This window comes from Peribacillus sp. JNUCC 23, assembly GCF_053653995.1.
Genome location: NZ_CM132202.1, coordinates 2,033,802 through 2,058,023, shown reverse-complemented (window position 1 = coordinate 2,058,023; position 24,222 = coordinate 2,033,802). Strand labels below are relative to the sequence as shown.

The 24,222-nt window shown below is 35.8% G+C and carries 19 protein-coding genes and 4 pseudogenes; 7 read left to right on the top strand and 16 right to left on the bottom strand.

All coding sequences use genetic code 11. From position 1 onward, the window contains the following. Positions 1-31: 31 nt before the first annotated feature. The 6 genes from JNUCC23_RS09875 to JNUCC23_RS09850 all read right to left on the bottom strand — a co-directional run bounded on the left by JNUCC23_RS09875 (position 32) and on the right by JNUCC23_RS09850 (position 5,867). On the bottom strand, positions 32-694 hold the full coding sequence (locus JNUCC23_RS09875; protein WP_454215523.1) for a YesL family protein: 663 nt from the start codon (positions 692-694) through the stop codon (positions 32-34). Between the two features lie 252 nt (positions 695-946). Further along, positions 947-1,807 carry a sugar phosphate isomerase/epimerase family protein gene (locus tag JNUCC23_RS09870; RefSeq protein WP_454215521.1) on the bottom strand — a complete coding sequence of 287 codons (861 nt, stop codon included), beginning with the start codon at positions 1,805-1,807 and terminating at the stop codon, positions 947-949. 4 nt (positions 1,808-1,811) lie between these two features. Next, entirely contained in the window at positions 1,812-2,816 is a 1,005-nt protein-coding gene (locus JNUCC23_RS09865; protein WP_454215519.1) for a Gfo/Idh/MocA family protein, read from the bottom strand. 64 nt (positions 2,817-2,880) lie between these two features. Beyond that, positions 2,881-4,041, bottom strand: a complete 1,161-nt coding sequence (locus JNUCC23_RS09860; protein ID WP_403073778.1) for a Gfo/Idh/MocA family protein — start codon at positions 4,039-4,041, stop codon at positions 2,881-2,883. Then, on the bottom strand, positions 4,038-4,937 hold the full coding sequence (locus tag JNUCC23_RS09855) for a sugar phosphate isomerase/epimerase family protein (protein ID WP_403073776.1): 900 nt from the start codon (positions 4,935-4,937) through the stop codon (positions 4,038-4,040). The genes JNUCC23_RS09860 and JNUCC23_RS09855 overlap by 4 nt, the downstream gene beginning before the upstream one ends. 45 nt (positions 4,938-4,982) lie before the next feature. Next, the gene (locus JNUCC23_RS09850; RefSeq protein WP_454215516.1) at positions 4,983-5,867 is read right to left on the bottom strand and encodes an AraC family transcriptional regulator; all 885 of its coding nucleotides are present in this window, start codon (positions 5,865-5,867) and stop codon (positions 4,983-4,985) included. 691 nt (positions 5,868-6,558) lie between these two features. Here JNUCC23_RS09850 and dhaK point away from each other — a divergent pair. Beyond that, on the top strand, positions 6,559-8,316 hold the full coding sequence (gene dhaK / locus JNUCC23_RS09845) for a dihydroxyacetone kinase subunit DhaK (protein ID WP_454215514.1): 1,758 nt from the start codon (positions 6,559-6,561) through the stop codon (positions 8,314-8,316). 640 nt (positions 8,317-8,956) lie between these two features. Here dhaK and JNUCC23_RS09840 read toward each other — a convergent pair. Beyond that, a pseudogene (locus JNUCC23_RS09840) lies at positions 8,957-9,733 on the bottom strand (IS4 family transposase); the annotation flags it as partial. Between the two features lie 196 nt (positions 9,734-9,929). Continuing rightward, a complete protein-coding gene (locus JNUCC23_RS09835; protein ID WP_403074038.1) occupies positions 9,930-10,418 on the bottom strand; it encodes an HPP family protein in 489 nt (162 codons plus the stop codon). Between the two features lie 173 nt (positions 10,419-10,591). Here JNUCC23_RS09835 and JNUCC23_RS09830 point away from each other — a divergent pair, with 173 nt between their 5' ends. Then, positions 10,592-10,846 carry a hypothetical protein gene (locus tag JNUCC23_RS09830; RefSeq protein ID WP_454215512.1) on the top strand — a complete coding sequence of 85 codons (255 nt, stop codon included), beginning with the start codon at positions 10,592-10,594 and terminating at the stop codon, positions 10,844-10,846. Positions 10,847-11,051: 205 nt separating this feature from the next. Here JNUCC23_RS09830 and JNUCC23_RS09825 read toward each other — a convergent pair. Next, positions 11,052-11,591 (bottom strand): annotated as a pseudogene (locus JNUCC23_RS09825) (TetR-like C-terminal domain-containing protein). Between the two features lie 168 nt (positions 11,592-11,759). Between JNUCC23_RS09825 and JNUCC23_RS09820 the strand changes: the two are divergent. After that, positions 11,760-12,767: pseudogene (locus JNUCC23_RS09820) on the top strand (MFS transporter). Positions 12,768-12,775: 8 nt separating this feature from the next. Here JNUCC23_RS09820 and JNUCC23_RS09815 read toward each other — a convergent pair. After that, positions 12,776-13,099 carry an iron-sulfur cluster biosynthesis family protein gene (locus tag JNUCC23_RS09815; RefSeq protein ID WP_454215510.1) on the bottom strand — a complete coding sequence of 108 codons (324 nt, stop codon included), beginning with the start codon at positions 13,097-13,099 and terminating at the stop codon, positions 12,776-12,778. A gap of 362 nt (positions 13,100-13,461) precedes the next feature. Between JNUCC23_RS09815 and JNUCC23_RS09810 the strand changes: the two are divergent. Beyond that, positions 13,462-13,563, top strand: a pseudogene (locus JNUCC23_RS09810) (carboxymuconolactone decarboxylase family protein); the annotation flags it as partial. Between the two features lie 114 nt (positions 13,564-13,677). Continuing rightward, complete coding sequence (locus JNUCC23_RS09805; RefSeq protein ID WP_454215508.1) at positions 13,678-14,055, top strand: TetR/AcrR family transcriptional regulator; 378 nt, start codon at positions 13,678-13,680, stop codon at positions 14,053-14,055. Positions 14,056-14,880: 825 nt separating this feature from the next. Here the strand turns inward: JNUCC23_RS09805 and gndA are convergent. After that, a complete protein-coding gene (gndA, locus tag JNUCC23_RS09800) occupies positions 14,881-16,296 on the bottom strand; it encodes an NADP-dependent phosphogluconate dehydrogenase (protein ID WP_403073764.1) in 1,416 nt (471 codons plus the stop codon). Positions 16,297-16,953: 657 nt separating this feature from the next. Next, positions 16,954-18,357, bottom strand: coding sequence for a glucuronate isomerase (uxaC, locus tag JNUCC23_RS09795; RefSeq protein ID WP_403073762.1), 1,404 nt, complete (start codon positions 18,355-18,357; stop codon positions 16,954-16,956). Between the two features lie 266 nt (positions 18,358-18,623). On the opposite strand from uxaC, the gene JNUCC23_RS09790 reads away from it, so the two are divergent. After that, on the top strand, positions 18,624-19,817 hold the full coding sequence (locus tag JNUCC23_RS09790; protein ID WP_403073760.1) for an ROK family transcriptional regulator: 1,194 nt from the start codon (positions 18,624-18,626) through the stop codon (positions 19,815-19,817). A gap of 447 nt (positions 19,818-20,264) precedes the next feature. Here the strand turns inward: JNUCC23_RS09790 and JNUCC23_RS09785 are convergent, their stop codons facing one another. Further along, positions 20,265-21,665 carry a glycoside-pentoside-hexuronide (GPH):cation symporter gene (locus tag JNUCC23_RS09785; RefSeq protein ID WP_403073758.1) on the bottom strand — a complete coding sequence of 467 codons (1,401 nt, stop codon included), beginning with the start codon at positions 21,663-21,665 and terminating at the stop codon, positions 20,265-20,267. Positions 21,666-22,359: 694 nt separating this feature from the next. On the opposite strand from JNUCC23_RS09785, the gene JNUCC23_RS09780 reads away from it, so the two are divergent. After that, complete coding sequence (locus tag JNUCC23_RS09780; protein WP_454215505.1) at positions 22,360-22,923, top strand: hypothetical protein; 564 nt, start codon at positions 22,360-22,362, stop codon at positions 22,921-22,923. On the opposite strand, the gene JNUCC23_RS09775 is transcribed toward JNUCC23_RS09780, so the two are convergent. The 3 genes from JNUCC23_RS09775 to JNUCC23_RS09765 form a co-directional block, all read right to left on the bottom strand. Further along, positions 22,910-23,242, bottom strand: coding sequence for a hypothetical protein (locus tag JNUCC23_RS09775; protein WP_454215503.1), 333 nt, complete (start codon positions 23,240-23,242; stop codon positions 22,910-22,912). The two genes, JNUCC23_RS09780 and JNUCC23_RS09775, sit on opposite strands and share 14 nt — an antisense overlap. Before the next feature lie 278 nt (positions 23,243-23,520). After that, positions 23,521-23,763 (bottom strand): hypothetical protein, encoded by a 243-nt coding sequence (locus JNUCC23_RS09770; RefSeq protein ID WP_454215502.1) that lies wholly within the window; start codon positions 23,761-23,763, stop codon positions 23,521-23,523. A 139-nt stretch (positions 23,764-23,902) separates the two neighbouring features. After that, the gene (locus JNUCC23_RS09765; RefSeq protein ID WP_454215500.1) at positions 23,903-24,217 is read right to left on the bottom strand and encodes a hypothetical protein; all 315 of its coding nucleotides are present in this window, start codon (positions 24,215-24,217) and stop codon (positions 23,903-23,905) included. Positions 24,218-24,222: the final 5 nt, after the last annotated feature.

Here is a 24,222-nt window from a genome sequence, read left to right as displayed (position 1 = left end):
CTCCCGAGAGTATCATTTGCTAAAACTTTAGTTATGGATGGCCAATTGAGATTTTCCTTGCTTTTGTATTTTTTTTTGTTCGGTCTCCTATTTTCCTAATTAGATGCATGGAGAAAAACATGAGCACGCACCCTAAACCGCTTGCAAAAAAGAGAAAGCCTGCCATTGGTAGTAAGAAGCTTATCAACATTAAAGAGGCAACCGATAACATCATGATAAAAGTATAATGAGGGTAGGTGATTCCTATTAGAAAAGCTAATTTAATAGTAGTAAACACCTTTCCATCTACTTGAAGATATACCGGAACCACGTACAACAATGTAATCCCGAATACGAAACCACTTCCTAGCAGAACTCCTTTTGTAATCATCCCCAAGGTACCTGAGAGTTGGTTTGTAAATAGCCAGTCCATGTAAAAAACGATAGAAATGAAAAATAATATGATACCCAATCGATTTGCTTTTAAAAATTCCTTTCTATATATGTTCAAAAAAACATTGAAAACCCTTACATTTTTCCCTTCATGAATCCATTCCTTGAGTACTGAAAACAAAGCAACTGTAGCAGGGAATATACCAGCGATTACTAGTCCAGCGATCGTGAAAACAATCCACAATAGATTAAGATAAAGTAATCTAATTATCCAATCACATACAACATATACATTGTTCATAAATCTAGAAGATCCTATCATTTACACCCCCTTATGTTTATTGGCTACACTAATTATTGTATGAGAATTATTAATAGAATCATATAGATTTTTTTTACCTAATTGAAATTATTTTGACATTTCTTAATTTTTATATCGACGGATTGTAAGTAAGTCGTTAGTAAAGGTAATTCTAAAAAAGGAATCAGAAGCCGAAAAAGACATTTGTCTAAATTCGGTTCCTGATTCCTTGATTTTATACCGTTATTTTATTTCTGTTTTTTTCCCTTTCAATTAAAACCAATCTGCATAACCAATTTTTCTCAAGTGTTCAGCAGACGTTTGCAGGCAATCGAATGGATCACGGCCATATGTATTATCCTGTTCTACTAAGAAATACTGTGCGCCACTTTCTAGTCCAGCTTCAATAATGGCATTCATATCAAGGTTACCTTCACCAAGTTCTGCAAATTCAATCGTATTTGTGAAGATATTCATGAATTTAGCCATATCATTAAAGTCCACTTCACTTAAATCCATTTGTCCAATTCGATAATCTTTCAAGTGTAATAGCGAAATACGACCTGCGTATTGTTTAATAAACTCAACAGGATTTACGCCAGCTCTTTGAATCCAGTGAACATCTAACTCAAAACCAAGCTTAGTCGTGTTATTTTTTATCAAATCTAATAGATATTCTCCATCGTATTTTTGGAATTCGAGATGATGAGTATGATAGTATAATTCAATACCATGTTCAGCTAATCTCTCTGCCATGATTTCAGCTTTATTAATAAAATCCATGATTTTATCTTTATCGCCCATTACAGTCAACGGCAACATACCGATACGTAAGAAATTACAATCTAATGTTTTGCAATCATTCACAATTTTTTCAAAATCATCTGTCAATGTTTCGCCTGGAGCGCCTGGTAACATTGGTTCTAGGGCAGCAGACATCGCAGCAATTTTGATATCAAAGTCAAAACTCGCTCTCTTTAACTCAGATACGTTTTCTTCAGTCATTGGAATTTGTGATACTTCGACAGCGTGATATCCAAGTTCATTTATTTTTCTCATTGTTTCATAAGCACCTAGTTCTTCGACTTTGCCTTTAAGCATCATCATTTGAACGCCAATTTTACCTTTTGTCATTCTGTCAAACCTCCAATTTAATTTCTTTTTTTAACTCTGATGATTTGCGAATCGCATCAATCATTTGAATCGATGTTAGTGCATCTTTAGCATGAACATAATTCTGCATGTTGTTTTCTATACAGGAATGGAATTTATGAATTAATTTTGTATGGCTTGCGCCGTAATAGAATTTTGTTCCAGGCAATTTTTCGTCTTCTATTATCTCTTCTTTTCTACCATTTTCATTTAATCTTGTTAAAATGCTATCTTTGATTGTGAATTTTTCCTTTTCAAAGACGACTTGAAGTTCAACACTGGAATTCCCCGAATTAGCAACCGTTGCAAAAAATAGACCGGAAGCACCGCTTTTGAACTTGATGTTGGCAGTAGCTGTGTCTTCCACTTCAATGCCATAATCCAATAAATTGTCAATAGATCCCCTGATGGATGCAATTTCACCGCCGATCAGTTGCATTAAATCTAAAGTATGAAGTGCCTGGTTAATCATGACTCCTCCACCGGCATACTCCATTTTGCCCCGCCACGGTTTCGCATCATAATAATCTTTCGGTCTAAACCAGGAAACTATTCCCTTAATACCGATTATTTTGCCATATTGTCCGCTAATAACAAGTTCTTGAAGTTTTTCAAAAGACTCATTCAATCGATTCTGAAGACAGACACCAATTTTAACTTCCTTGTTGTCCTGCTCAAGTTTTACTAGCTCATATCCCTCTTCTGTGTTCAATGATAAAGGTTTTTCTTGAAATACATGAACTCCCTTTTCAACACATGCTTTTGTTACAGGGAAATGAAGATGATGTGGCAAGCAATTATGCACACAATCCAGCGATTCTTTATCAAGTAATTCCTGATAATCTGTATAAAAATTCACACCAGGTACAGTATCATTTAATGTTTGATCAGTATCACATACCGCTACTAGTTCAACATTTGGATTAGATATAATAGCTGGGATATGGATTTTGGATATATCTCCAAGTCCAATAACTGCTACTTTAAGCATACGCCCAACTCCTTTTTAAACGAACTCATGACCAATCTAGCCATGAGTTCATTGAATATTATATTTATTGTTTAACAGGACTCTTTTTTTCTTCTTCAATCTTTTTGTTTAATTCAGCAAAGTATAAGTCTTCATCAACTGGAAGCTCAACTTCTTTACCTAACCAGCTTGATAGATGGATCGCATTAGCAAACGCAACACCATGTATACCATCGCTACCAGGTGCAATTAGTGGTGTACCTTCTACAATATTTGCAGCGAAGTTTTCCAAAACAGAGATATGTTGTCCACCCCATACACTTTCAAATTCAAGCACTTCTTCAGTGTAAATATCTGATAGACCTTTACCAGTGAAAATGGACATTACATCTGCCCAGCTCATAGTAGCACTCATTTCAGATTCAGGTGTGTTAAGTCTTTTAATTGTAATTTTCTTACTATCATCCACAACAATTTTTCCTTTATCACCCAAAATTTCAAAACGGTCAGTACCCAAAATATCATGTGTGCACGTAATAAATACTCCGGTTGCTCCATTCCCATAGTCAAGCAATGTTGTTACTTCATCCTCAACAGCGATATCTCTTTGATAGCCGTATTTTACGTTAGAATAAACTTTTTTAGGCATACCACAAATCCATTGAAGCAAGTCAAGTTGGTGTGGTGCTTGGTTTACTAATACACCACCGCCTTCTCCTTCCCATGTTGCTCTCCAGGCACTTTGGTCATAATAACCCTGTGGTCTCCACCATGTTGTAATCATCCAGTTTGTACGACGGATTTTTCCAATTTCACCATTATCAATAATCTCTTTTACTTTTTGATAAAGTGGATTTGTTCTTTGGTTGAAGAAAATACCGAAAGTCAACTCTGGTTTTGATGCTGCAAATTCATTTAATTCTTTTACTTGCTTCGTATAAACACCTGCTGGTTTTTCTACCAATGCATGGATATCTCTTTGTAATGCTGCGATTCCGATTTCTGGGTGTAAGTAATGTGGAACAGTTGTAACGACTGCGTCAACATTACCGCTCTCAAGCATGTCAATATAGTTATCATAGAATGGTACGTTTGGATACTTTTCTGCACACATTGCCTTTTTAGCTGGATCAATATCACAAATAGCTCCAATTACCATGTTTTTCACTTTTCCTTCTGAAATAAATCCAGCATACGTTCCACCTTGCGCACCAATTCCGATAATTCCTAATCTAACCGTTTTCATAATGATTTCTCCTCGCTCTTTATATTTTTAAGTATTTCTAATAATGAATCATATTGAAGTTTGTATCCTCCAGCACCATCAAGCCCTTTGTTATCCTTAATCACTTCTGTAGCATCCTCAAGTTCTAAATCCTTTAATGAATCAAATAATACAAGATGCGGCTCAAGTGTTAAAAAGCCTTTGTAACCGCTTTGGATAAACTGGGCAAGTAACTCAGGTATGTTCCCTTCGCCAGTACCACACACAACGTTTTCACTATCTGTTGTTACAGCATCCTTGATGTGAATATAAACAATCTCATCTTTTAGCAAATCGTAACAATCCATAGTGTCTTCACCACACTGCACAAAGTTTGCAAAGTCGAAGATCCCTTTAAAATATGGAGAATCAACCGCCTTCAGAATCTCGTGACAGCGTTTTGCTATGTCACCATAGATATCCTTTTCATTTTCATGCAATAAAATAACATTATATTTTTCTGCAATAGCAGCAAACTCTGTTATTTTCGTTATTACTTCACTACTATATTGATCGGCATTTTCACCTTTTGGAATATAGAAGCTGAAGATACGGATATATTTACAATCTAATAAATTACTAATTTGACAAAGCTCGTCCAACATCACTTTTTGTTTTGCGAAACCTTCTTCATCGTTAATAAACACTTTGCCAATGGGCGACCCTATTGAAGAAACACGGATGCCTGCATTTTGAAGACGTGGTAGTACAGTTTCTTTTATCTCATCTACGTTGAAATCTCCAATATTTTTACCGTCAATCCCACGTAATGATATATAATGCATACCTAGTTTTGCGACAACTTCAAGCTGAGTATCAAAATCAGACGAGATTTCATCTGAAAAACCTGAAATCATTAAGTCTTTAACCATATTCATTTATGCGTGTTCCTCCTTCATGCTGAATATCAATCGTTTGAAAGATTAATTTTGGGAATTACTTGCTTGAATTTGTTTATTTTTACGATAATGTGATGGCGTAATGCCCACTTTATCTTTAAAAAACCGACTAAAATGCGATACACTCTCAAATCCCGAAGCACGAGATACCTCTGCTAGAGATTGGTTTGGTTCCATTTCCAACAAATACTTCACTTGATTTAGACGACATCCCATCACATACTCCATCACTGTAAACCCTGTGACTTCTTTAAAAACATGTGAGACATAGTACTTGCTCAGATTCAACTCCGTCGCCATACGATCTAAACTAATCTTTTCGGCAAAATGGGCATCTATCCATGAGGCAATGGCCTCAGCGTGATGTTCCTTTTCCGTTTTTTCGCTTATCACATGAGCTAAATCTTTTTGACTCATTTTATAAATTTTCAACAATAATTGAACTAACTCAATCTTGACTTCAGCTTCAACTAACTCGCTTTTTTGATCTGTTTGTTGTCTCAGTTTATTACTGTACGAAAGCAAGCTCGCTATCCGCTCGATCTTTCCATCAACAAATCTTCCTGATTCATCATACCCGGTACGAAGCAAGAAATTGTTCAGCTTTTGAAACGGATCCAATAAATTGGGCAGTCCAAGAACAGACAATAATTCCTGCAGCCAAGTCGGAGAAAAATGAATAACACTCCTCGTATACGTACTTACTAAACGAGGGTTCGGTTTATGCAAAGTTAAACCATCCAAGAGAATAATGTCACCCGGTTGCAATTCATAAATCCGATTGTTAATTAAATACTTACATTCTCCTGCATGAAAAAAATAAATTTCATATTCGTGGTGAGAATGAAAAGTAAATGAAGGAGTTAGCATTCCTTGCATTCTATACTGGCCATATATCCATTCATCCATCTTCCTCACACCTTTACGAAAACGCTATCAATTATGTTGATATAACTGAAGCTACTTTTATTTTAATGGAATTTTTAATAAAAAACATTCTCTAAAACTGCTTAGATTCCAATGTTATTTGACTCATATTGCTTTCTTTATTGAAACCTCAGTACAATACAAGAGAAAACAGGGACAAACCTTGCATGTATGGATCTAGGTTTGTCTCTGTTAAGATTTCACAATACCTTTTTATGATTTTACAATAAATTTTAATTCTGGTCACTTTATTGATAATTTATTCTAACTATTTTGGATGGATAATATTATTTCAAACCTTTAGAAGGAGTATCGTAACCATTAGTACTGATGTTTTCAAGAATCTACTGGTATATAGAAAAATTGTTAGAAATAAAAGGAAAATAAAAATTAGACGCATATAATTTACATCTAAAAGTATTTTTCCTTTAACATTCTATATAATTCTTTATTTTTTTATGTTATTGCCCCCCTTTCATATTATAATGTCAACCCAAAAAAGTTTCTGAGTAATCTTATAATACGAAAGAGACAAGTAAGATGAAGAAGGGATGCCAATAACATTGGCGAAATAATATGTGATACCTTTTTTAAAAGTAGGTATCTCCTCACTACTCCATAAATCAATAAACTAATAAGTTTCTGAGATTGTCAAATAAAGGGGGAATAACAAGTGAAAAAAATTATTAATAAACCTGAAACTCTCGTCATGGAGATGTGCAATGGGATGGTCATGGCTCATCCCGAACTCGAGTTCTTAAAAAAGTATAAGATAATTAAGAAAAAAGAATTGAACGAAAATAAGGTAACCCTAATTAGCGGTGGTGGTAGTGGCCATGAACCGGCACATGCCGGGTTTGTCGGAAAAGGAATGCTAGATGCTGCAGTATGCGGAGACGTGTTTGCTTCCCCTTCACAGATACAGGTATATCAGGCGATTAAAGCAACCGCCAGCAAACAAGGTACTCTACTGATCATTAAGAATTACAGTGGGGATATAATGAACTTTAAAAATGGAGCCTACTTAGCTACCGAGGATGGCATTCAAGTAGAATATATCAGAGTAGATGATGATATTGCAGTAGAAGACAGTCTCTATACAGTAGGACGTCGTGGCGTTGCAGGCGTTGTATTGGTACATAAAATAGCCGGAGCAGCAGCAGCAGAAGGTAGGGATCTGATGCAGGTCAAAACCGTAGCGGAAAAAGCAGCGACAAATGTTCGAACCATTGGTCTAGCACTAACCTCCTGTACGGTTCCTGCTAATGGATCGCCCACTTTCAAATTAAATGAGGATGAGATGGAATATGGTGTAGGCATTCATGGAGAGCCAGGCATAAAACGGGAAAAAGTTTCGACCGCAGACGAATTGGCCTTACGCATGACAACTGACCTTCTGAAGGATTTAGGATTAGATGATGATGTTCCTTCAGAAATTGCTATCCTAGTAAACGGCTTTGGTGGTACACCATTGCAAGAGCTTTATCTTTTTAACAATGCGGTTTCTCGCGAGTTGAATAAAAGAAATATACGAATTGATCGAACCTTTGTCGGTAATTACATGACTAGTATTGATATGGCCGGAATTTCCCTGACAGTGATGAAACTAGATGATGAGTTGAAAACATTGCTATCTAGAGAATGTCATACACCTGCTTTTAGAGTAGATGGACCAATTGAGAGTGTGGAATACGTTGACATTAGGGATCCCGTAGAGAAGAAGCCTGTTTTTTTCGAGACAGAAACAGCAATAGAACACGCTATAATCAAGGATAAGGTAATCACATTAGATAATATCATCTATCTTGTAGATAAAATGAGTGAAGTCATTATCAAGAACGAAGTGCCATTCTGCGAATTGGATACATATGCAGGCGATGGCGACTTTGGGATGAGCATCTCCAAGGGATTCAAGCAATTAAAACGAGAATGGAGCATGATTTTGGATCAAGAGCGCTTACATATAGGGAACTTTCTCGATGCGTGCTCTATGATTATTATGGAACATTGTGGAGGTGCTTCTGGTCCAATTTGGGGTGCAGCTTTCCGAGCTGCTAGTAAGGCTACGGAAGAGAAAATGGAATTAACAGTAAGAGAGTTTGCTGAAATGTTGCATGCTTCAGTCAAGGGAATACAGTTCATTGGCGAGCGATCTTTCGGAAGAGGAGCAGAGGTAGGCGATAAAACCCTTGTGGATGCGCTTGTGCCTTGTGCAAATTCTTGGTCAGAAAGTGCAGCTGCTGGTGTGGACTTTAAGACCGCTTTTGAAAAAGGGGCATTGGCGGCTGTTGAAGGAGCCGAATATACAAAGGAAATCGTAGCTCGAATGGGCCGTGCTGGTACGGTTGGAGAAAGAAGCCTGGGTTATCCTGATGCTGGCGCCTTTGCTCTAGGTATTATTTTCACAGAACTTTCACGCAGTTTAAGATAGTACTAGGTATGTTTACTCTCGCAGATCATTATTGGTCTTCGTGTATTGGTTAGTATTAACATGTTATGTAGGACACCTCTTTTGTATGGTAAGCACGTTTCTCAATAAAACCATGCACTAGGGTGTCTTTTTATCGTTACTTTAAGCCCTTTTTCCGAGGTGTTGGGACTACATATTAAAGAATTTTATATAAAGGGTAAGGAAGAATGATGAAAATCTATATCAATCCAATAGCTAAAAAAGAATAAAGCAAGATGGTTATTATATAATCCCCTTTTAAAGCATTGTATCTTAATTACCTTTTCTACCCCTAATTCTTTTTGAACTTCCCATATTGGTTTACCTGGCGTATATGGTTTGATATTATCCAATGCTTTCCGCTTCTTAATCTGATTGACGGTGTACACCAACACATCATCCCCAATTAATAAAGTAATTCCTTTAAAACACACTATAAAAACTAATCAAAATAAGTGTGAATCAATTCACACACCCAACCATTTTTAGGGTTAATGTGATTTGTAGGTAGCCTACTCTTCTATCTTAATGAATTTAAATGATTTTTAATCATCCACTTCAATACTTTTTTCCCCATCCATTTACTCCTAGACCATAAAAAAGAGAATCATGAATGAAATCATGCTTCCGGAATTTCAATGGTCTCACCTGGTTCCAGTTCCTTCATGATCTGTACCATATCGAGCTGAGTATATTCTGTGTGCTTTTTCAACGTTCCATTTTTGAAATACTCTGGTTCCGGTTTTTTCACATAAATACGTGTATTTAATTTCAATCGATATATATAATAGGCTCTCAACTCATGAATCGCTTGTAAATCTCGCAAATTAAAATAACCTAAGTTACGCAGGCAAAAATCACCTGCCTCACATTTTCAAGGCTATCCGTACCATATGTTTTGTCGTTATTTTTTCCTGACCCTAGCTGCACATTTAAGAATTGGCCACTAAGCAGATCGTATTCAAGTTGGATTTTCACACCAGCCCTGCTACTACTCCCTCCAGAGCCTTGATAATCAGTGGCGAAGGAATCAGGTAGCTGAAACACCGTCGCATCTAGAATCCGAATACGTTTGAAAACAGAAATGATACGTGAAGTTCGCGATTTTGTCGCACAGAGTTTCTGTGTACGGAGTAAAGTAAAGACCTCTCGAAGTAATGGATTAAAGTGTTGATTCAGTCCTTCTGGGCTCATGAGTACGCCCGTCGAAGCCTCTTAATCGACTATATAGTGTAAGCGATGCGCTAGCGACTTCTTGGCTGAGCCAAACGCAAAGGGCGATGAGTTCGTCTTCTTGATATTTACTGGATCGCTGCACAAAACCAACTTATTTGGCGAGATCTTGTAGGACTATTGGAAATAGAAAGCATTGTAATTCTTCAGAAAGCGAGAGGTCCATGAAAAAACGTCATCCTTTTCGAGTAGTTTACTGAAAGAATAACGCTTTTTTATTTTGGGGGAAATTCGTTTCATTAGCTTGATGGGCATGGGGTACCACCAGTAAAACGTGAATTTACAATGTGAAGGAAATACCAATATTAAAAAGCCCAATTTCTCAGCTTTAAATTGAGAAATTGGGCTTTTTTTCATTACTTTTATATCCAAAACACAGGATATTTTCTATTACTTCGTAAATTATTAATTAATAATGCGATCAACACAATAATAATGGATCCTGTTAATACTGGCGTAAATAAAGATTCCCATGAGTAAGCACCAAACATTACAATGATTGGATCTGCCCCGGCGGGAGGATGGGTTGTTTTGGTTAACATCATCAAACCGATAGCTAATCCTACTCCTAAGGCCAGAGACCATGGTTCATTTCCAAATATATGATAAACAACTAATCCTATTAAAGTTGAAATGAAGTGTCCGCCTATGATATTTCTAGGTTGTGATAAAGGAGAATGCCAAAGCCCAAATGCTAATACACAACTTGCACCAAACGAAGCTATTAACCATGGGGTAGATGTAAAGCTTGTTAATAATCCAAGAATAAAGATCGTAATAAATCCACCTATCAATCCAGTTATAACATCTTTCACATTTACTTTCAGAGGACTCTTTCCTCTTCCCCTCATTTTAATTAGGTAAGATGGGACGTTGTGTTGGGTTATTTCTTCTGGCTGCTCCTTCAAAGCTAGATTTCCTTCTGTATTCAAAAGATGTTCACTCCTTGCTAATATACACACTATACTATAGTACAATTATTTGAAATAAATTAAAAGTTCCTACATGAAAGAAGTAAAACAAAATGAAAAGAGCATTCATGTTTTATATTCTATTTCCAATAAAGTTATTTTTTATCTGCCGTTTACTTGACCCAGAAGTTTTTGATAAAAATCCTTTTTCTTGTTCTTTTGTACATCGCCAAGATCCTTCCTACTTTGGAAGTTTAGTTCAAATTGGACAACAGGTTTATTTTCCTTCTAGCATGAAGATCTTCGAAAAGCAAGGACGAGGATATCAACTCATTCAGGATGATATTTGCGTTCAACTATTCGGTTAATGTACAGTAACCGAATTAAGAGTTTAACTTCTTGAGTTGTCCAAACACCACTTGAAACGAATCCAAAGTTTACAATTCCTGCATTGATTACACTTTATTAATAAATGACATTCTTCCGTTTATGATTCGCTGAGCCTTATCATAAGTAAGTGAGGTTTTTCTACCAAGAAATTTAATTTGTACTTATCGTGTCTAGTAATATTAACTAGGATTTATACATTAGATAAATTTGATCGGCAATATAATCAGCACTTAAATGTAAGCCATTTTTTAACCACCACATAATGACACCGACTAAAGAAGCTGTTTTAATTTCTAATTCGATATAAATTTTCGGAGTGGTTTTGTTACTGTTAATTCTACGTATTTCAATCAATTTTTTCATCAGGTTAAACAGATGTTTTTCAAATTGTTCAATTTGAAAAAGTACGAGTAGATGATGTCTTTGTGTATAAAGATAATCTAGTAATTGAATTAATCGTTTTTTTTCATTGATGTCTTGCACTTGAATGAGCGCTTCAATTTTATCAGTTAACTCACGTAAAATGTCATTTGTTAATTGAGCAATCAAATCGTCCATATCTTGATAGTGTAATTAGAATGTTGTTCGATTTAATAAAGCTTTTTGCGTCACTTTTTGCACAGATAATTGATTAATGGATAATCCCTCATTTAATAGAGTTAATACAGCGTTTTTTAACATTTCTTGTGTTCTAATGGCACGAGGATCTTCTTTTTTAGTCATTTTTCACATTTCTGTCTATCATATTTGATTTTATATACAATTTATTTTTTATTGTTGATTAGTCGACAGTGAGTCTTATATTGTTCATGGTCAACTAAGTAAATTTCTTGTTATGATACTTTTTAGACATCGTGTCGATGAAACTATCATAGCGTTAGGAGTTCAATTATGCAAAACGAAATATCTGATCGAAAGAAGAAGCTATTGCTGATTGCAGGATGCTTTTTTTCTACATTAAATCAAACATTACTCAATGTAGCATTGAGCGATTTAATGGTTATTTTTAATGAAACGATTTTCGACACGTCAATTGTTTATTAGCTCGATGTTGTTTTTATTAGTCGGTTCTATTATTGCTGCGAGTGCCATGAATTTTGGTGTGTTATTAGCAGGGCGTATGGTTCAAGCTGTCGGTGCTGGTATTATTATTCCGTTAATGATGACAGTCATTGTTTTCTTATATCCAATGGAAAAGCGCGGTTCTGTAATGGGGAAAGTAGGGTTTGCGATTATTTTCGCTCCAGCCATTGCCCCAACAGTTGCGGGGTTTATCGTTGAATTTATGTCATGAAGATGGCTATTTATTGGCTTAATTCCATTTGTGGCATTAATTATTTTAATTGCGTATAAGTATTTATTGAATGTAGCAGAGGCGACAAAGGTAAAATTAGATGGATTAAGTGTCATTTACTCCACAATTGGCTTCGGATTTTTACTATTTGGCTTTAGTAGTGCAGGTAGTCAAGGTTGTGGCGACTGGCTTGTTGTACAACAATTGGATTAGAACTTGTGGTTACGGTGCTATCTTGTCAGCGTCAACTGTCATCTAGCGATCCACTGTTAAATTTATCGGTATTTCAATATAAAATGTTCTCGATGACGACGTTTGTGAATATCGCGATTACGGTTTTAATGTATGCCGATTTAAATGCCTTACCTAAAGAATTGGCTTCACATGGCTCAGCTATTAACAATACGATTCGTCAATTAGCAGGAGCAATTTGTACGGCAGTCATTGTGACGATTTATTCGATACAATTAACAAAAGTTTCAATTAAAACAAGTGAAGGTTATGCGACAGCTGCGAATACGTCCTATTTCTTTATGTTTGTAGTGGCACTTATTGTATTTATTATTGTTTGGTTTGTTCAAAAAAATAAAAGAGGGACAAATTAGCAATTTAGTTAGTATTTAAAACCGCACTTAGACCACTCACGGTGAGGGCTTATTAATTGAAAACTGTTAGCTGTAATCGAAAAATCAGTTTTTAATTCTTTTTCAAAAAAGAGTAGTTTTGACTTTTCCATTAAAACTGGGCGATTATTTGTATCAAATAAAAGATCGTCATTTTCTTCCGCAGAAGAGACAAACCATAAAGTCGGCATTCCGCCAGCACATCCGAAAAACTCGTGTTCGTCGATTTCGTATTTTATTTTTAATATTCCTTTCTGTTCTCCGATTTTTTTGTTTAGTTCTTCTATCGCACTGTCTGTTATGGTGATATTCAAACCGCATGCTCCCTTCACTCTTTTCATCAATGAATAGAGTTTACTGTATTTATAAAAAGTATGTTTTGATATTTTGTACGTATCATTCGGTACAAACGCAGTCAAACATACTTTATTTATTATTGGCAAACAAAATATTTAGCATGGAAATATAACCCTTTGATCTTAACAACCATTTTTCTTGAAGAAACCTACTAGTGTCTAAGGGTATAGTCTTGTATCTTAGCAAAAAGAGCAGGAGCATCATTAGAAGATATGCCTGCTCCAATTTGTAATATTTAAGCAATTTAGGTGAATTTGCTCCTGAAGGATTCAAAGGCTATTCAGTATTTAGTGCTGCTTCCACTAAAGAAGGAAAACTCACTGCTAAATTTAAAGAAATTATCGCGACTGCATCTAGAATAGCCAGTCAATGTCCATATTGCATCGACGTTCATACTAAAAAGGCAGAAAAACTCGGTGCAACAAGTGAAGAACTCGCAGAAGCTATTATCGTTACTTCCGCATTACGCGCAGGTGGTTCCTATGCACACACGGCTAGTATGATTCAAAGTTATCAAGATTGTGGTTGTGTTATTATGTCTTCTAAAATACAGGAAATTATACGAATAGCTAGAGAGGTTATACACTCCAAGGTCTACCAAACGACATCAGTCAGCGATATTATGGCAGCTACTAATATAGGAAAAGGACAATTTTACCATCACTTTCAATCAAAACATGATCTTGGATTAGCTGTTGTAGAAGATCTAGTCAAAGATTGGGAAATACAGTTAATAATTGGAATTTTGAATAATTCAGATGACCCTATTACTAAGTTAAATCGTATGCTCAAATGGGCCAAGACAAGTCATGCAGAAATGGAAATTAAGTACGGATATGCAATGGGAAATTTGGCAATTGAAATGAGTGTCCAAGATGAGGAATTTCAAGTGAAAATTGAAGAATTTTTTTAATCATTGGATAAACTCAGTCACTGATATTTTAACGGAAATGATTGAGAATCATCAGTTAGATGAATCAATTAATCTGAAAAAAAACGCAGAATCCATTGTGCCATGATTGAAGGCGGAATTTTACTATTGGTAAGCCGACAAAATACCCCAGTTTTACACGATGTTTTTGAAGTGATTAAACAACAGTATCATTTAGATTAAAGACAAAAAGTTAAGACAAGACTTACTAACGGATGGTTAGTAGGTCTTTATTTCGTTTCGCTATTATATTTATTGCTTCTACACATTCTCAATTGCTGGTTCTACAGCACTTAATTGTTATAAATCACTTCTAAAAAATTTATTATTTAATTAAATATATATGTCCCTTAAAAGCAAATTGAGCACAATTCTTTCTGCAAGATAGATCCCTATAATACGTATTTTCAAAGGTATTAATCTAAAATCTGCACCAAAAGAAAATGACTCAGAATGTCTTTGATAAGGAATATGAAAACAAATTCTCAACAAGCATTTAATTTTTATAATGAACCATATATTAATCTTTTATCAATCAAAGTGTTCATGCGAAATTAATATCTGAAAGATTGGGTCATTCTAGTATTGGTATTACCATGGATACTTACAGACATACGTTGCAATCCGTAGACCAACAAGCAACTTGAAATTGGATAGTCTATTCAAATGTAATCCATCATACTTTATTGACAAACTGTTGACGGAATTGGTCAAGAACATATTCAAATGGGTTAGATTCAAACAATATGAAAAAGGACAAAACCTTTATACATAAGGTTTCGTCCTTTTTCTCATTTCTATTCTTACTTACTCGCCCATCCAGTTTGTATGGAACACGCCTTCTTTGTCCACACGTTGATATGTGTGTGCACCAAAGTAATCGCGTTGAGCTTGTAAAAGATTAGCTGGTAAAGTTTCAGTACGATAGCTATCATAATAAGCAATTGCGCTCGCGAATGATGGTACTGGGATTCCACTCTCAATAGCCAACGTTAGAACTTCACGCAATGCAGTTTGGTAACTTTCAGCAATCTCTTTAAAGTATGGATCTAATAACAAGTTTGCCAATTTAGGATCTTGGTCATATGCATCTTTAATTTTTTGTAGGAATTGAGCACGGATGATACAACCACCGCGGAAAATCATCGCGATATCACCATAGCTTAGATTCCAATCATATTCTTCTGATGCTGCGCGCATTTGTGCAAATCCTTGAGCATATGAAACAATTTTACTTAAATAAAGTGCTTTACGTACTGCTTCAATTAACTCTTCTTTTTTACCTTTAAATGCTTCAACTTTAGGTCCTGTTAACAATTTACTTGCTTTGACACGCTCATCTTTCATTGCAGAGATAAAGCGAGCAAATACTGATTCTGTAATAATCGGAAGTGGAACACCTAAATCTAAAGCGTTTTGACTTGTCCATTTACCTGTTCCTTTTTGTCCAGCCGTATCAAGGATCATATCAACAAGTGGTTTTCCTGTTTCTTCGTCCACTTTTGTAAAGATATCAGCAGTAATTTCGATTAAATAGCTGTCTAACTCACCTTTATTCCACTCTGCAAACACATCATGAAGTTCTGTTGCACTTAGACCAAGTACGTTTTTAAGAATAAAATATGCTTCACAAATTAATTGCATATCCCCATATTCAATTCCGTTATGAACCATTTTTACATAATGGCCAGCACCGTTCGGTCCAATATATGTAACACAAGCATCGCCTTCAACTTTTGCTGAAATGGCAGTTAAGATTGGTTCCACAAGCTCGTATGCTTCTTTTTGTCCACCTGGCATAATCGAAGGTCCTTTTAACGCTCCTTCTTCACCACCAGAAACGCCTGTACCGATGAAGTGAATACCTGTAGGTGCTAGTTCTTTATTACGTCTAATTGTATCTTGGAAGAAAGTATTTCCACCATCCATAAGGATGTCGCCTTTTTCAAGATATGGTTTTAATGAATCGATCGTTGCGTCTGTCGCTGCACCAGCTTTAACCATTAAAAGAATTTTACGTGGCTTTTCTAATGAGTTAACAAATTCTTCAACTGTTTTTGCACCAACGAAATTTTTTCCTTCTGCTTCGTTCTTTAAAAACTCTTCTGTTTTATCATATGAACGATTGAAAACAGAAACAGAATATCCACGACTTTCAATATTTAATGCAAGGTTTTTCCCCATTACTGCTAAACCGATAACTCCAATTTGTTGTTTTGACATATCGAATTCCTTTCTTGACACATTAGTTTTTTTGTTAAAGCATGATATGAGTTCTCTTATACCATTTTACATAAAATTGGTCGAATAAGACAGAAATATCTAATATAAAGTTTAGATAAAGTTTAACACTCTCATTACATCATTCTGTAGTAATTGGGTATAACATCTTTATCACGCCTTTAAATTCATAACATCGATGTTAGTGTTTACTCAATTGATTATAATTAATTTGGTTAAATCCAAAAAAATACTATCGTTGCTTTTTCAAAATATTTAAGGGTATGTAAGAGGCAATGAAAAAGATCTTCTTTTCAACTTGTGAATAGGAAAACTTTTTCTGGAATTTGCCTATTTCAATCGTTTTAGTAGCTTAAATTTGAACAAAGCATTATTAATTTGTTTATTAAACAAATTAACTATAATATATAGATAATTTAACATTTTTCTTATTGTTAGTCAATTAACTCATGTAGAATTTTCGAGAAAAACCGTTTTATTTATTATTGTACGTATTCTCAGTTGATTTTGGCTCGCACGAATAAATAAGAATATTGACTACTGTAAAGACCCTTTTTGGACTACTTACTACGAAATCCTAAAGCACTATGAAAAAAACCAGGCATTTGCCCGGTTTCAAGAAGTTTACTCAACTTAATCTTATCTCTCCAAAAAATATCTTTCAGCGTTGTTATATCCAATATTCCTAACCATTTGTTCAAGGTAAGCCGTGTCGTTAGGAGCTTTACCTTCCTCTACCCAATTTCCTAGGATATTACATAAAATCCGACGGAAATAATCATGACGCTCATAAGAAAGGAAGCTACGTGAGTCTGTCAGCATACCGACAAAATGGCTAAGTACGCCAACATTAGCTAAATCTTTCATTTGTCTTTCCATTCCATCGATGTGGTCGTTAAACCACCATCCAGACCCAAATTGAATTTTCCCTGGAACACCTTCTTCGTAGAAGTTCCCCATCATTCCAGCGAGCACAGCATTATCTTTTGGATTTAAATTATAAAGAATGGTTCTAGGCAACGCATCTTGCTGTTCTAGTGCGTCAAGGAAATGTGACAACCCTTCTGCTACATTTGCCTCACCCACTGAGTCAAAGCCTGTATCTGGGCCAATCAGTTCCTTCATTTTTGTGTTGTTATTACGAATTGCTCCCATGTGCAGCTGCATCACCCATTGTTTTTCAGCATACATTTTTCCAAGTTCTTTTAAAAGGAATGAACGATATGCGACGATTTCATCCTCTGAAAGTTGTGCGCCACTAAGTCGTTTATTGAAAATCATTTCTGCTTCTGATTTCGTTGTTTCCTTATAAAACATCTTTGGAATATCATGATCAGATGCGCGGCCACCGTTCTCATGGAAGAATGCAACTCGTTGTTTAAGTCCATTCAATAAACCATCCAGAGAACTAGATTCAAAACTTGAAACTTGTGCCAATTTTTCAAGCCAACTTTCAAATGTTGGACGTTCTATAAAAAGTGCTCCATCTGGACGGAATGTTGGAGCGATGATAGCTGTAAATGTTGAATCATCTTTTAGTAATTGATGATATTCAAGATTTGACACTGGATCATCTGTAGTTCCGATAAATTTAACATTTGATTTTTCAATAAATCCTCTTGCTCTGTATTCTGGCTGTTGCAATTTCTCATTACATTCTTCCCAAATCTCACTTGCTGTTTCTGGACTAAGGCTTTTTTCAATACCGAAATATGATTTTAATTCCATATGTGTCCAATGATAAAGTGGATTGCCAATTAAATGAGGTACGGTTTGTGCCCATGCTGCAAATTTTTCATAATCCGATGCGTCACCAGTAATGAATCTTTCACCTATCCCGTTCATACGCATGGTTCGCCATTTATAATGGTCTCCAGCAAGCCATAATTGTGTAATATTTTCAAAAGGCTTATTTTCCCACACTTCTTGTGGATTTAAATGGCAGTGAAAGTCAAAAATCGGTAGTTGATAGGCTGCATTTTCATATAAACTTACTGCAGTAGCTGAATCTAGTAAAAAGTCTTTGTCTAAAAAATTCTTCAAAGTTTTCTCCTCCAAATTTTGTGATAAAACTTATATTACACTTTCCTGTAAACCTTTTCAAAAACAGTAATAATACTACTCAAAATTCCCACTCAATTAATTTGTTTGTTAAACAAATTAATTACAAATCTAATTTATCACTTTTTTTTTATTTCGTCAATTCCCCTTATTGAAGATATTCTTAAAATAGTTAGGAATAATGTTGTGAAAACTGTTATAATGAAAACGCATACATAAAAACAGCTCACGAACGGGGGAATAAATGCATGGTTACGGGGGATGCATCTTATATAAAAAAAATCAATCGATCATTAATCATCAAAAAAATCATTGAGGAAGGCATGATTTCCAGAGCAGATCTTTCGAAAGCAACAGACTTAACAAGAGCAACCATTTCAGCACAAGCTGTTTCTTTATTAGAAGAAGGTCTCATTGTTGAGAGGCAACTAGAGCATTATGCAGTCGGCAGAAAGCCAATTATGCTTTCTATAAACGGTGAAGCAGGATACTCGTTAGGTATTGACCTTGACTATGGCCATATTTCTTTTACTCTATCAAACTTGCTTGGCCATCCTATTTCTACAAAAGATATCGAAATAAATACCACAGAATACACATCGATTTTTCGTATATTAATCAACGAGATCAAATCATTCATTACAAATTTTTCAGATAGCCTCTATGGAATTATTGGAATTGTCATCGGTATCCATGGGCTCGTTACGAAAGATGAAGTTATTCAATATGTTCCATCCTTACAGTGGCGAGACATTCCTTTAAAAAGGGACCTACAGAAAGAAATTGACATTAATATTTATCTTGAAAACAATGCAAACTTATGCTCGTTTGCTGAACGAGTCTTTGTCCATCATGAAACTGACAATTTGTTATGTGCAAGCCTTTCTTCAGGGATCGGTCTTGGCATGATGATGAACAGTGAGTTTTTTCGTGGTCATGATGGATTTGCAGGTGAGATCGGCCATATGATTGTCGTACCTGGAGGAAAACCTTGTAAATGTGGAAATTTGGGTTGTTGGGAGCAATACGCATCCGAAACGAGTTTTTTCAAACAACTGTCTGAAGAACGGCAAATCAAGAATCTGAGTTATGATCAAATTCAAAGATGGATGGACGAAGGCGATGAGGTCGTGCTTGAGAGAATCGAAGAATTTATTTACTATTTATCAATTGGTTTAAACAATATGATTAATTTGTATAATCCCGATGTCTTAGTGTTATATAGTGAACTGCTTCGAATGTTACCAGAGTCCGTTAATAAAATTAAAGAAAACCTTACGTCTTCTATCAGTCATTATCGTGAACTGTCGATATCCTCAATTGGGAAAAAAGCTTGCGCTATGGGAGCTTGCGCACTAGCCATCAAACATTTCCTCGATGTTCCAATGCTTAATTTAACATATGAAGAAGATGCGATGCTAAAATCGAAAGTAATTATATAGTCGGCTCCCCTTTCTAGCATTCTGCTAACAAGGGGAGTTTTTTGTTTGCAATTAATAAAAGATACCGGATCCCGTTTAATAAGTATGGATGGATGATATATCCGTAAACATATTCTGTCAATACAATGAATCACAGACTAAGTACGCCGCGTCCTTTAGTCCTTCGTCTATTTGATCTACATCCTGTGGATGCAAACTTACCCTTTTAACACTACAACTTTATCTCACCAATCAGGCCTTTACAGGCAAGTTATCCCCCACCTATGCTTCTTCGATTCCTTTAGACCTTAAGGTGGGAGACTTGACTTTCCGCCAATGCAAGATAAAAATGGATTCTATTTTTCTAAATACAACAAACTCCCCTTCTAGCAAGTCTGCTAAAAGGGGAGTTTGTTTAAAGAATTTAGTTGTTAATTCGAATCATACTCTTTAATTTAGCGATAAAACTTAAGCTAAATCTGGGTTATTTTTGCTATTTCTTTCTTTTAATTCTTCGACGATTTTGCTATACATAGCATCTGTTAATTTGTAAAATAACACCAGAATAACAAGTGCAATAATGTTTAGACTAGCAGGTACCATGAACATTAGTCCTTTAAGGCCAAGCAGTGTTTCTGAAGTTTGCTGTACATTTGGAACATAAGCAATCACTCCTAACGCAACCCCTGGAATGAAGCCTGCAAGTGCTTGTGCCAATTTACGGAAGAAACTGTATGATGAATAGACCACACCTTCTGTCCGTTCGCCTGAATTCCATTCATGATAATCAACAGCATCAGCAACCATCACCCATGGAAGACCCATAGCAAAAGCAAGTCCAAAGCTCCCGATTGAAAATGCAATCAAGAATGTTGTCGTATCAGTTGGCAACACAAAGTTAACAATATCAGCTGTGATACCAATTACAAGCCCAAGAGCAAACGTTTTCTTTTTACCAATTCGTTTTACAAGAGCCGGTATAAACATAGAACCAACAATCGCAAGTCCAATACTCAGGAAAGTCAGAATCGCCATTAAACTCGGATTGTTTAAGTTATATTCCAAATAGTATAACTGGACAGCTGTACGAAGATTGCTACCTGCAATCATGAACAATGATACTAAACAAAGTACAATTAATGGTTTATTAGATAACAATGATTTAAACAATACTGGAAGTGGAATTTTTTCTTTTCTCTGCTGTCTTACAATTTTTTCTTTTGTGTTACGGTAACAAATAAAGTGGAAAACTACGCCAAACAATGCCATGATTGAAACGGCAACAAGATAACCAGTCTTATGGTCAGAAAACTGAAGTACAATCGGAATAACAGAAACCCCTGCAATCAGTAAAGCCATTTGACTCCCAATCGCTCTAAATGATCCAAGTGACGCGCGATCTATTGGATCTTGAGTCATTGCTGCAGATAAAGATCCATAAGGAATGTTTACAATAGAGTACGCAAGTCCAAATGCCATATACGTACCAAATGCCCAGACAACTTTTCCACTATCGGAAAAATCCGGTGCTATAAATGAAACGACTGTTAAGATGGCGAGAGGAATGGACCCCCAAAGAATAAATGGTCGAAACTTTCCGCGTTTTGAGATGTTCGTTCGAGAATCAACAAAAGCCCCGACACTCGCATCGGCAAAGGCATCGAAAATTTTTGAAATTAAGAAGACTAAGCCGGCCCAGTACGATGAAATTCCTAATATATCTGTATAAAATTTCAAAAGATAAATCTGTCCCATATCAAACATGAGACCGTTTCCAACATCCCCAAAACCGTAGGACATTTTCTCTTTTAAACTCAGTTTTTTGGAACTAGTAGCTGTTGTTTTTGATGCTAATGCTGGTGCTCCCATAAAACCCACCCCTTTTTCAGTTAAAAGTACCCTCGTTTGTAATCCTTTTCAAAAGGAATTAAATAAAAAGTGTTACCCAATTTCGAATTAAAATGCAATTAATTAATTTGTTCATTAAACTAACTAATTATTTATACATGTAGAATATCACTTTCGACATTATCCGTCAATAATAAATTGAAAGCGCTAATGTAAAAAAATATTCTTTTTTTAGTTTATATTTAGAATTTTAGATCAAATTTTGCAGCTGATTGTTATTTTCAAGGAATAGATCATAAAAAGAGATCATTCTTGAAAAGTAAATTTCTTGAGTAGTGATAGGTCTCAAGCGTCTTAAAAAATTTAGAACTTATAATGTCGCCACATTCTTATTTCTTCTTCATCCTTCTGCCTCGTCTAATGGACACCATAAAAAACAAAAAAATGATGATGCCCCACATGTAAACTGGATGTCCTCATAGTTACTTTTTGATAGTAGTTTCGTCCAGATAGCTTATGAGACATCTTCATTTATTTAAGAGTACATCGACTATCTTATCTCCTATTGAGTATATTGAAAGCTAATACAGTATATCTTTTCTTACTTATAAAAGGATGCCATTTTGTATGAGAAGTATCACGTAATTTATCAATTCAAGCAAATATGTTAGAAATGACACATATAGTGTAAAAAAGTCTAAATGAGGTGAAGTCCATGGATTCATTAAAATCCATTTCTGATGAGATCAAAACTACTCAACATACTTTTCTTAGACTATCTAAAACCAAACGGCTTGTGTTAGGCTCTCTTTTCGCGAGTCTAGCCGCACTCTTTCAATCAGCTGGAGGTCTTTTCCCTGGAATCGGTTATTTCATTAGCCCACTAGCTACTGCTCCTATCCTTTTTTGCTCCATGCTTTCCATTCCTCTTGGTTGGATTTCCTATTTGCTAACAATCGGATTACTCCTTATTCTTCAGCCAAGCGAACTCATTATTTTCCCCTTTACAACAGGTTTATTAGGGATTGGTGCTGGAGCTGCTTTTTACTTTTTCAAAACGAGGGTAAGTATTATTGTTAGCGGTGCTACACTATTAACGATTGGAATTATCATCTTATTGTACGGTTTCGAATTCCCAGTACTAGGTCCTACTGTTTCTCAGACTTTTTCTTTCCTCACACTAGGTCTTATTTTATTATTCGCTATCCTTTATAACTGGGTTTGGGTTGAAATCAGTATAACCATTTTTAAAAGAGTAAAAGCGATTATATCTTCGTAACTTTCCAAATTACACCTGTGTTTGGAATCAGTAGTTTAGTACTTCCAGGTGATTTAAAGATGCCAAAATCGGTAATAAACATTTCATTTTGTTTCCCAAACGTAACATCAATCGGCCGTTCCAAGCCGCCTTCACCCGTTGCACTTGCTGCAAGTCCAGTTTTGTTGACAGTAAATATCGTGATTTTTCCTGTTTCAGTATGAACCCTAGAAAAGCGGTGACCAACTAACGGAGAGGCTTTTCCACCAGTCGTATCTGGTGCCTCACTTCCAAACTCAGCAATAAATCCTATAGGGTCATAGTTAAAATCAAAGCCCATTATGGCCGAATGGGGAGCAAATGCAGCGACAGGTTTTGGTGGCTACATGGGGTGCTGTCTGAGCAAAAAGGTTGGCTGTAGCGTTCCTTCTGGTTTGAACATAGAATTTGTCACAGGTTGCCCCCCTGTATAACCAGGCCATCCATACCACATTCCTTGCCTGATCCATTGAAATTCATCCGGAGATTGATTGACAGGCCGACTTCCTCGGACATCAATTCCATGATTTCCGCAAAATAAGCGATTTGGTCGATCGAACTTTAGACGAAATGGATTCCTTAGTCCCAGGCAATTAATTCAAGCTGAGTTCCGTCCGGATTGGCTCTCAATATACTACCGCTCTCCTTCACCATGCCTTTTATATATTCCCCTCGATAGGAAGGGACACCAAATGGAGAATACGCTCCTGTCCATACACGTTCACCTGATTGATCAGATAAAATATTTCTTGTTTCAAAGATTTGTCCGACTAGCGGAATGAAAGATCCTGGATAATCATGAAAGTACGGATGCTGCTTCACTCACCTGCTATTATCTTCACCAATAACACCGGAGTTAGTCGCTGTTCCTTGGCCGAAATACATCTTACCTTCAGGGCCGAATATCACACGATTGTTATGATGATCACCGAGGCTCGGTAATCCTGAAATAATATCCTTCTTAGAACCATCTGGTTTTACTATTGTAATAAACCCTCGATGAGCAACATAGATGTTTTTCCTTATAAAATGTAATCCCCGTAAGCGGAGGGTTAAATCCCTCAGCAATTACTCTTATTCCGGTTGAGGTGTGTATTAACACTTTACCATTTCCTGAACCTACTCCAGCATCTGCGATGAGCATATCCCCTTGATCTGTAAACGTTAAATTAATGGGTGTCATAAGTTTCTCAGCAAATACTTTAATTTTATAGCCTGATGGAACCAAGATATCTTCCGGTTTTGTAATTCGAACCATTGGATCAGGACGTTCCACCGTCC

Excerpts from the sequence above, each read along its gene's own strand:
- JNUCC23_RS09875 (WP_454215523.1), bottom strand. The coding sequence starts at position 694 with ATGATAGGATCTTCTAGATTTATGAACAATGTATATGTTGTATGTGAT.
- JNUCC23_RS09775 (WP_454215503.1), bottom strand. The coding sequence starts at position 23,242 with ATGGGCTTTGATTTTAACTATGACCCTATAGGATTTATTGCTGAGTTT.
- JNUCC23_RS09870 (WP_454215521.1), bottom strand. The coding sequence starts at position 1,807 with ATGACAAAAGGTAAAATTGGCGTTCAAATGATGATGCTTAAAGGCAAA.
- JNUCC23_RS09785 (WP_403073758.1), bottom strand. The coding sequence starts at position 21,665 with ATGGGAGCACCAGCATTAGCATCAAAAACAACAGCTACTAGTTCCAAA.
- JNUCC23_RS09780 (WP_454215505.1), top strand. The coding sequence starts at position 22,360 with ATGGATTCATTAAAATCCATTTCTGATGAGATCAAAACTACTCAACAT.
- JNUCC23_RS09865 (WP_454215519.1), bottom strand. The coding sequence starts at position 2,816 with ATGCTTAAAGTAGCAGTTATTGGACTTGGAGATATATCCAAAATCCAT.
- JNUCC23_RS09860 (WP_403073778.1), bottom strand. The coding sequence starts at position 4,041 with ATGAAAACGGTTAGATTAGGAATTATCGGAATTGGTGCGCAAGGTGGA.
- JNUCC23_RS09805 (WP_454215508.1), top strand. The coding sequence starts at position 13,678 with ATGTCTTCTAAAATACAGGAAATTATACGAATAGCTAGAGAGGTTATA.
- gndA (WP_403073764.1), bottom strand. The coding sequence starts at position 16,296 with ATGTCAAAACAACAAATTGGAGTTATCGGTTTAGCAGTAATGGGGAAA.
- JNUCC23_RS09835 (WP_403074038.1), bottom strand. The coding sequence starts at position 10,418 with ATGAGGGGAAGAGGAAAGAGTCCTCTGAAAGTAAATGTGAAAGATGTT.
- JNUCC23_RS09830 (WP_454215512.1), top strand. The coding sequence starts at position 10,592 with ATGAAAAGAGCATTCATGTTTTATATTCTATTTCCAATAAAGTTATTT.
- JNUCC23_RS09855 (WP_403073776.1), bottom strand. The coding sequence starts at position 4,937 with ATGAATATGGTTAAAGACTTAATGATTTCAGGTTTTTCAGATGAAATC.
- JNUCC23_RS09850 (WP_454215516.1), bottom strand. The coding sequence starts at position 5,867 with ATGGATGAATGGATATATGGCCAGTATAGAATGCAAGGAATGCTAACT.
- JNUCC23_RS09790 (WP_403073760.1), top strand. The coding sequence starts at position 18,624 with ATGGTTACGGGGGATGCATCTTATATAAAAAAAATCAATCGATCATTA.